Annotated in this window: 1 protein-coding gene; it reads left to right on the top strand. The window is 54.8% G+C overall.

The features are described from left to right. The coding region (locus DB48_RS19585; protein ID WP_041511866.1) for an Ig-like domain-containing protein at positions 1-606 on the top strand (606 nt) is incomplete at both ends.

Raw genomic sequence — 606 nt, 5'->3', positions numbered from 1 at the left:
GTGATCAACGCCGATGGCTCTTACACCTTCACGCCAAACGACAACTGGAACGGCAGTGTGCCGGTCATCACCTACACCACCAACACCGGTGAAAGTGCAACCCTGACCATTACTGTCACCCCAGTAGATGACCCATCTGTACTAGCTAACGACAGCAACACCGTGGCAGAAGACACCGTCGCAAGCGGCAACGTGCTCGATAACGACAGCGATATCGACAGCCAACTGTCAGTGGTCAGCTTCAGCGTCGACGGTCAAACCGTTAACGCTGGTACTACCGTCGAGCTAGAAGGTGGCAGCCTGGTGATCAACGCCGATGGCTCTTACACCTTTACACCAAACGACAACTGGAACGGCAGTGTGCCGGTCATCACCTACACCACCAATACCGGTGAAAGTGCAACCCTGACCATTACTGTCACCCCAGTAGATGACCCTTCTGTACTGGCTAACGACAGCAACACCGTGGCAGAGGACACCGTCGCAAGCGGCAACGTATTAGATAATGACAGCGATATCGACAGCCAGCTGTCAGTGGTCAGCTTCAGCGTCGACGGTCAAACCGTTAACGCTGGTACTACCGTCGAGCTAGAAGGTGGCAGCCTG

It is taken from the genome of Shewanella sp. cp20, from assembly GCF_000832025.1.
Taxonomy (GTDB): domain Bacteria; phylum Pseudomonadota; class Gammaproteobacteria; order Enterobacterales; family Shewanellaceae; genus Shewanella.
This window is presented reverse-complemented; position numbering and strand designations above follow the sequence as displayed.